Here is a 7,116-nt window from a genome sequence, read left to right as displayed (position 1 = left end):
GCCTTGGGGGCCTCGGCGGCGGCTTGCACCAGCCGGTCGATCTCGGCGATCGTTTCGCTGGCGTGTGCCTGCGTCCGGGACGAGATATCGCTCGCGGTCCGCGCCAGCGTCTCGCAGATTTCCTGTTGCCGGCTCGCCGTATGCGTGCTGGTCTGCTCCCATTCCTTGCGCAGCGTGGCTGCCATCGCGGCGAGCGACTCGGTCCAGGCCGCCAACCGCTGCTGGTCCCGCGATGCCAGGTCCGCCTGCAGTTGCGCAGCAGCCTTGGGGGCCTCGGCGGCGGCTTGCACCAGCCGGTCGATCTCGGCGATCGTATTGCTGGCGTGCGCATGCGTCTGCGACGAAATCTCGCGCGCGGTCTGGGCCAGTGCTTCGCAGATTTCCTGCTGCCGGCTGGCGGTGTGTGCGCCCGTCAGTTCCCATTCCGTGCGCAGCGTGGCTGCCATCGAGCCCAGCGATCCGGTCCAGGCCGCCAGCCGTTCCTGGTCGCGCGATGCCAGTTCCGCCTGCAGGGCCGCCGCGGCCTGCGGGGCCTGCGCGGCGATTTGCACCAGCCGGTCGATTTCGGCGACCGTGTTGCTGGCGTGCGCCTGCGCGTGGTCCGACATGTCGCGCGCGGTTTGTGCCAGCGTCTCGCAGATCGCTTGCTGCCGGCTCGCGGTCTGCGCCCCCGCCTGCTCCCACGCCTGATTCAGCGCCGTCGTCATCGCACCGAGCGTCTCGGCCCATACCGCCAGCCGCTGTTCATCCCGCGCTGCAAGCTCCGCCTGCAGGCCGGCATGTGACTGGCCCACCGCGCGCACCAGCGATGCCGAGTGCTGCTCCAGGGTCGCCGCGGCCGCCGCCAGGGCGTGCTGGTTGTCGCCTGCCAGCTTCGCGCTGACGCGTTCGTGCCGCGCCAGTACGTCRCTCCACGCCTCCGATACGCTGCCCGCCGCGGTCTCCAGGCGGGTCGAGACGTTTTCCAGCAGGCTGGCCGAGCGCTGCTCGAAAGTCGCGGCAAAGCCGTCGAGCGAGCCGCGCAGGTCCCGGGCAAGCGCCTCGTTCGCACGCTGCTGGCCCGCCAGCGCGTCGCCCCAGATCCCCGCCACCTTGGTCGTGGTGGCCTGGAATCCCGTGGACAGGCCATCGAGCTGACGCTGCACGGCCTGCGAGACAGCGTCGTGCAACGACGCTGTTTCGCGCGCAAGACCTGCCATCGTGGCCTCCACGGCCGGCTGCAGCGCCGCACCCGCCGCGCGGGCGCTTTCCGCGACGCCTTCCCTGAGCGACTGCTCCATGGCGCCGGCCAGGCGGCTGTATACGGCCTCGGCCTTGCCCTGGAAGGCGTCCTGGCTGGCCATCTGCCGCTCGTTCATGGCGGCGCTCTGCTGCTCCATGGCCGCCATCATGGCCTGCAGCCGGTCAACCAGGGCGGGCATCGCCTGCGCCTGCTGTTGCAGCAGCTTGAAGGATGCCTCGCGCTGATGGGCCTGCGAATAGATGCGCAACGTCGTCGCGATCTTGGCGTCCAGCATCTGCGCCGCCTGGATCCGCGCGTGCCGGCACAAGGTGGAAAGCAGCCCCAGCATCGCGGAAGTGGCCACGCCGGCGATCGAGGTGCCGAACGCAAAGCCCAGGCCCTTGACCGGTGCGGCCAGCGAATCGCGGATCGCCTGCAAGTCCGTCGCGCTTTCCAGCGCCATCCCGGTGCCCCGCAGCGTCACCACCATGCCCAGGAACGTGCCCAGCATGCCCAGCAGCACCAGCAGGCCCACCAGATACGGCGTCAGCGACGGCCCCGGCAAGCCCACGCGCTCACCCTCGATGCGCAGCCGCACCGCATTGCGCAGGCTGGGGTGCAATTGCTCAAGCCAGGAGCCCAGGCTGGCCGGCGCTTCGGACAAGCCTGCCACGGCGTGCGTCAGGCCGGATGTGGCCTGCTGATAGCGCCACAACTCGAGCGCGCCCGCCAGGTAGAAAGCGCCAACCAGCATCGTGACCGCCAGCGCCAGCGCATTCGAGCCGACATAGCCCACGCCGATCCAGCACACAGCGATCAGACCCGCCAGGAAAACAGCAAACTTAACAAGATATCGGGACATGGCGCCCTAATTAGCTGGTGCGAAAAGCCGCGAGCAGGCCTTCTACCGGTTGTAGACGAACTTCCAATTCAGCGAGCAACACGCTCTGCATATCCTTGCGGAACACTTCCAGCCATGCGCCGGGCGTCACCGCCGCGGGGCGTTCGGCGGCCTCGGCGGCCTCGGCGTCCGCCAGCGCCGCCTTCTCCGCCCGGCGCAAGCGCTCGAAGTGCCCTGCGAGCAACGTGGGCACCGTAGCCAGGAGGCTGCGCTCGCGCACGACCAGCGCTCCCTCCATCACGCCATCCACCGCCGCGAGCCGGGCCATCTCTGGCGACCTGCCGGCCAGCATGCCGCGCAGGCGGGTGCGCAAGTTGCCGATATTCGTCTCCATCGTCTGTTGCAAAGAGAGATAGCGCTGACGAAAAGTAGCGTAATCGACATCCGTGTCCACGTGTGCTGCCTTCGTGGGCACCGGCGCGCGCCCGGACCGCCTGGCGGCGGTGGACGCGGTATCGCCGGCAATGGCATCCGCCAGCGCGGTCCGCACGCGCGCGCATTCGCGCTCCTCGGCGCTGCCGAATGTCCGCGCGCCGGTGGCAACCGCCGGCGGACTGCCGTTCAGCGCCCCGGACAGCGCAATGGCATCCGTCCAGCCAAGCCATTGGCTCAGCCGGTCCGACAGGGATTGCCTGGATTCGGGAACATCGACGTCCGTCAGGCGAGCAAGCAAGCGAACGAGCGTCGGGCCGCTGAAACCTGTGTGCCGAGGGGCTTGCACCATACCACCAGAGTCAAAAAAGGGAGGAGTTTACACCCCCGACGGCAGGACGCCTGCTACTGCCCGCTGTCCGGCCGCCATCCGTACCCGGTGTCGACCGACATGCCGCGCGCCCCCGGCGTCAGCGACGAACCGCTGGCGGCAGCGGCGCGCGACCTGGGCGAAATGGATCGCTTAGTTCAACCCACCTGTCCGGCGTGCTCGCCGCCAGCATGCTGACGGCGTTGATCAGCGCCGGCATGGCTTCACCGAAGCGGCTGTCCGGCAGAAGGCCGCGCAGGGCCTCAGGCGCCTGCCCCACCCTGTTCGACGCGCCGGAGCGCGGCGCCCACCTCGCCATAGAATTGCCGCAACGCGGCGGCTTCCAGATCGGGGGGCTGCAGGGCCGGCCACAGCAGCGCGACGATATCCCGCGCCGTGCGCTCGATATCCACTTCCCGCTGCCGCGCGATGGCGTCCCACAGGATATGTTCCATCGGCCCGAGGATGGCCGAGCGCAGCAGGCTGAGCGGCAGGTCGGTGCGGATCTCGCCGCTCTCCCGCGCCCTTGCCAGCAGGTCCATCAGCGGCGCGGTGTAGCGCCGCTGCAGTGGCACGAAGACTTCGCCCAGGCCGGGGCCCTTGGCACGGCCTTCGGACAGCACCAGCGCGCACAGCCCGGTGCCCTGGATCAGGAACAGGCGCAGGTGGGTGCGGACGTAGAACTCGAGCTGGACCTTGGTGCTCTGGTCGCGCGGCAGGCCTTCCTCGACCACGCCGATGATCTCGTCGTACCAGTCTTCGATCACGCGCGCGCAGAGTTCGCGCTTGCCGTGGAAGTAGGTGAAGACGGTGGCTTCGGAGATGCCCAGGCGCTGGGCGATCTCGGTGGTGGTGGCGCGCTCGTAGCCCAGCTCGGCGAAGACTTCGCGGCTGACGCGCAGGATATCGCGGATGCGCTGCTCCGCCTTGGCGCCAGCGGGGACGCGGCGCCGCACCATGATGTCGTCCATCGACTTGTTACCTCGCTTGCCGGGAGCCGGCGATTATAGTGCGGCGCAGCAAACACTGGCGCTGACTGGCCGCCCGGGCATGCTGCGGCGCAGCCTCGGTGCGTGTCATGGCATTGTAATTGATCTTTACTCAACTCAAGGTTGCTTTTTTCGGAGCCAGCGTGTACTTTTGCACTCAGCGCGCCTGACTATCCGCCTAATACATAGGCCAGGCGGGCAAAAAATATGCGCACCCCGAAACTTGAGCCTTACTCAACAAAGTTGACCAAGACTCAGAAATCCGGGGTTCAGACAAGATTGCGACAGCGCTTTGGAGACGAGTATGACGATGCAGGGTGCGGCTGACCCATCGACTTTGYCCATGGCGGGACGTTCCCATGTACGGGGCGAGACCGACATCCCTTTGTCCGAGCTGACGGTGCCGGCCTTGCTTGCCGGAACGGTGGCGCGCTTTCCCGGCCGGGAGGCGGTGGTATTCCGCGAACAGGGGGTGCGCTGGACCTGGCTGGAATTCTCCCAGGTGGTGGATGCCATGGCGGGCGGCCTGCGCCTGCTGGGACTGGAGCGCGGGGACCGCATCGGGATCTGGTCGCCCAACCGGGTGGAATGGCTGGTGACGCAGTTCGCCACCGCGCGCCTGGGACTGGTGCTGGTCAACATCAACCCGGCCTACCGTCTGTCGGAGCTGGAATACGCGCTGAACAAGGTGGGCTGCAAGGCGATCGTGGCGGCGGAATCGTTCAAGACGTCACGCTACCTAGAGATGCTGCAGACGCTGGCGCCGGAACTGGCCACCAGCGAGCCGGGCCACCTGCAGGCCGCGCGCCTGCCGGCGCTGCGCTGGGTGATCCGCATGGGCGGCGAGCGTACGCCCGGCATGCTGAACTACGATGCGCTGCTCACGCACGGCACGCATGCCATCACCGGGGAGCTGGACACCATCAGCGCTTCGCTGGACCGCAATGACCCGATCAACATCCAGTTCACCAGCGGCACGACCGGCGCGCCCAAGGGCGCCACGCTGACGCACCGGAACATCGTCAACAACGCGCGCTTCATCGCCATGGCGATGCGCTTCTCCGAACAGGACAAGCTGTGCATCCCGGTGCCGTTCTACCACTGCTTCGGCATGGTGCTGGCGGTGCTGGCGTGCGTTTCCACCGGCGCGTGCATGGTATTCCCCGGCRAGGCGTTCGAGCCGGTGGCGACCATGGCGGCCGTCAGCGAGGAGCGCTGCACCGCGCTGCATGGCGTGCCGACCATGTTTATCGCGCAGCTCGATCATCCCGATTTTGCGAAGTACGATTTCTCCTCCCTGCGCACCGGCATCATGGCGGGCTCGCCCTGCCCCATCGAGACCATGAAGCGCGTGATCGCGCGGATGCACATGGCCGAGGTGACGATTGCCTACGGCATGACCGAGACCAGCCCGGTGTCGTTCCAGAGCGCCACCACCGATCCGCTCGACAAGCGCGTGACCACGGTGGGCCGCATCCAGCCGCACCTGGAAGTCAAGATCGTGGACGGCGCCGGCGAGATCGTGCCGGTTGGCGAGAAGGGCGAGCTGTGCACGCGCGGCTATTCGGTGATGCAAGGCTACTGGGACGACGAGCCGCGCACGCGCGAGGCGATCCGCGACGGCTGGATGCATACCGGCGACCTGGCCACCATCGACGAAGAGGGCTACTGCAATATCGTCGGCCGCGTGAAGGACATGCTGATCCGCGGCGGCGAGAACATCTACCCGCGCGAGATCGAAGAATTCCTGTTCCGCCACCCGAAGGTGCAGGCCGTGCAGGTGTTCGGCGTGCCGGACGCAAAGTACGGCGAGGAAGTGTGCGCGTGGATCGTGCTCAAGCCGGGCGAGACCGCCACCGAGGATGACATCCGTGCCTTCTGCCGCGACCAGATCGCGCACTACAAGATCCCGCGCTATATCCGCTTCGTCAGCGAGATGCCCATGACGATCACCGGCAAGGTGCAGAAGTTCGTGATGCGCGACAGCATGACGAAGGAACTCGGGCTGAGCGAGAACAAGACGGCCTGAAGATCCTGCCGGTCCCTGCCCCCATCCGACGCAAGGCCGCCCTGCCCCGGGGCGGCCCATCCAACCAGACTACGAGCATTGATATGAACGAACTCCCCGGCCTGAATTTCCGCCTCGGCGAAGACATCGACATGCTGCGCGAGAGCGTGCGCAACTGGGCGCAGGCCGAACTGGCCCCGCGCGCCGCCGAGATCGACCGCACCGACCAGTTCCCGATGGACGCCTGGAAGAAGATGGGCGACCTGGGCGTGCTGGGCATCACGGTGGCCGAGGAATACGGCGGCGCCAACATGGGCTACCTGGCCCATATGGTGGCCATGGAGGAAATCAGCCGCGCCTCGGCCTCGGTCGGCCTGTCCTACGGCGCGCACTCCAACCTGTGCGTGAACCAGATCCACCGCAACGGCTCGGCCGCGCAGAAGGCGAAGTACCTGCCCAAGCTGGTCTCCGGCGACTGGATCGGCGCGCTGGCCATGAGCGAGCCCAACGCCGGCTCSGACGTGGTCAGCATGAAGCTGCGCGCCGACTTCAAGGGCGACCGCTACGTGCTCAACGGCACCAAGATGTGGATCACCAACGGCCCGGACTGCGACGTGCTGGTGGTCTACGCCAAGACCGAGCCGGACCTGGGCGCGCGCGGCATGACCGCCTTTATCGTCGAGAAGGGCATGAAGGGCTTCTCGGTGGCGCAGAAGCTGGACAAGCTCGGCATGCGCGGCTCGCACACGGGCGAGCTGGTGTTCGAGGACGTGGAAGTGCCGGTGGAGAACATCCTCGGCGCCGAGAACGGCGGCGCCCGCGTGCTGATGAGCGGSCTGGACTAYGAGCGCGCGGTGCTGTCCGGCGGCCCGGTGGGCATCATGCAGGCGTGCATGGACGTGGTCACGCCCTACATCCACGACCGCAAGCAGTTCGGCCAGAGCATCGGCGAATTCCAGCTGATCCAGGGCAAGGTGGCCGACATGTACACCACGCTGCAGGCGGCGCGCAGCTACCTGTACACGGTGGGCAAGAACCTGGACGCRGTGGGCACGGAGCACGTGCGCCAGGTGCGCAAGGACTGCGCCGCGGTGATCCTGTACACGGCCGAGAAAGCCACCTGGATGGCCGGCGAATCGGTGCAGATCCTGGGCGGCAACGGTTATATCAACGAATACCCGGTGGGCCGCCTGTGGCGCGACGCCAAGTTATATCAACGAATACCCGGTGGGCCGCCTGTGGCGCGACGCCAAG

The 7,116-nt window shown here is 67.4% G+C and carries 5 protein-coding genes; 2 read left to right on the top strand and 3 right to left on the bottom strand.

Features of this window, described 5'->3' with window-relative positions; genetic code table 11:
• From AC1DO7_RS37795 to AC1DO7_RS37785, 3 genes are all read right to left on the bottom strand, one after another.
• On the bottom strand, nucleotides 1-2,084 hold a 2,084-nt coding region (locus AC1DO7_RS37795), incomplete at its 3' end, for a DUF802 domain-containing protein (protein WP_477117328.1).
• A gap of 10 nt (nucleotides 2,085-2,094) precedes the next feature.
• Complete coding sequence (locus AC1DO7_RS37790; RefSeq protein ID WP_441622465.1) at nucleotides 2,095-2,847, bottom strand: DUF3348 domain-containing protein; 753 nt, start codon at nucleotides 2,845-2,847, stop codon at nucleotides 2,095-2,097.
• A 281-nt stretch (nucleotides 2,848-3,128) separates the two neighbouring features.
• On the bottom strand, nucleotides 3,129-3,836 hold the full coding sequence (locus AC1DO7_RS37785) for a TetR/AcrR family transcriptional regulator (protein WP_441622463.1): 708 nt from the start codon (nucleotides 3,834-3,836) through the stop codon (nucleotides 3,129-3,131).
• A 322-nt stretch (nucleotides 3,837-4,158) separates the two neighbouring features.
• On the opposite strand from AC1DO7_RS37785, the gene AC1DO7_RS37780 reads away from it, so the two are divergent.
• A complete protein-coding gene (locus AC1DO7_RS37780) occupies nucleotides 4,159-5,883 on the top strand; it encodes an AMP-binding protein (protein WP_477117327.1) in 1,725 nt (574 codons plus the stop codon).
• 83 nt (nucleotides 5,884-5,966) lie between these two features.
• Nucleotides 5,967-7,116 (top strand): isovaleryl-CoA dehydrogenase (locus AC1DO7_RS37775; protein ID WP_477117326.1); only part of this gene is annotated, 1,150 nt, incomplete at its 3' end.

The organism is Cupriavidus sp. 05N40, from assembly GCF_056397305.1.
The sequence above is the reverse complement of the archived record's forward strand: the minus strand, read 5'-3'. Positions and strand labels throughout refer to the sequence as shown.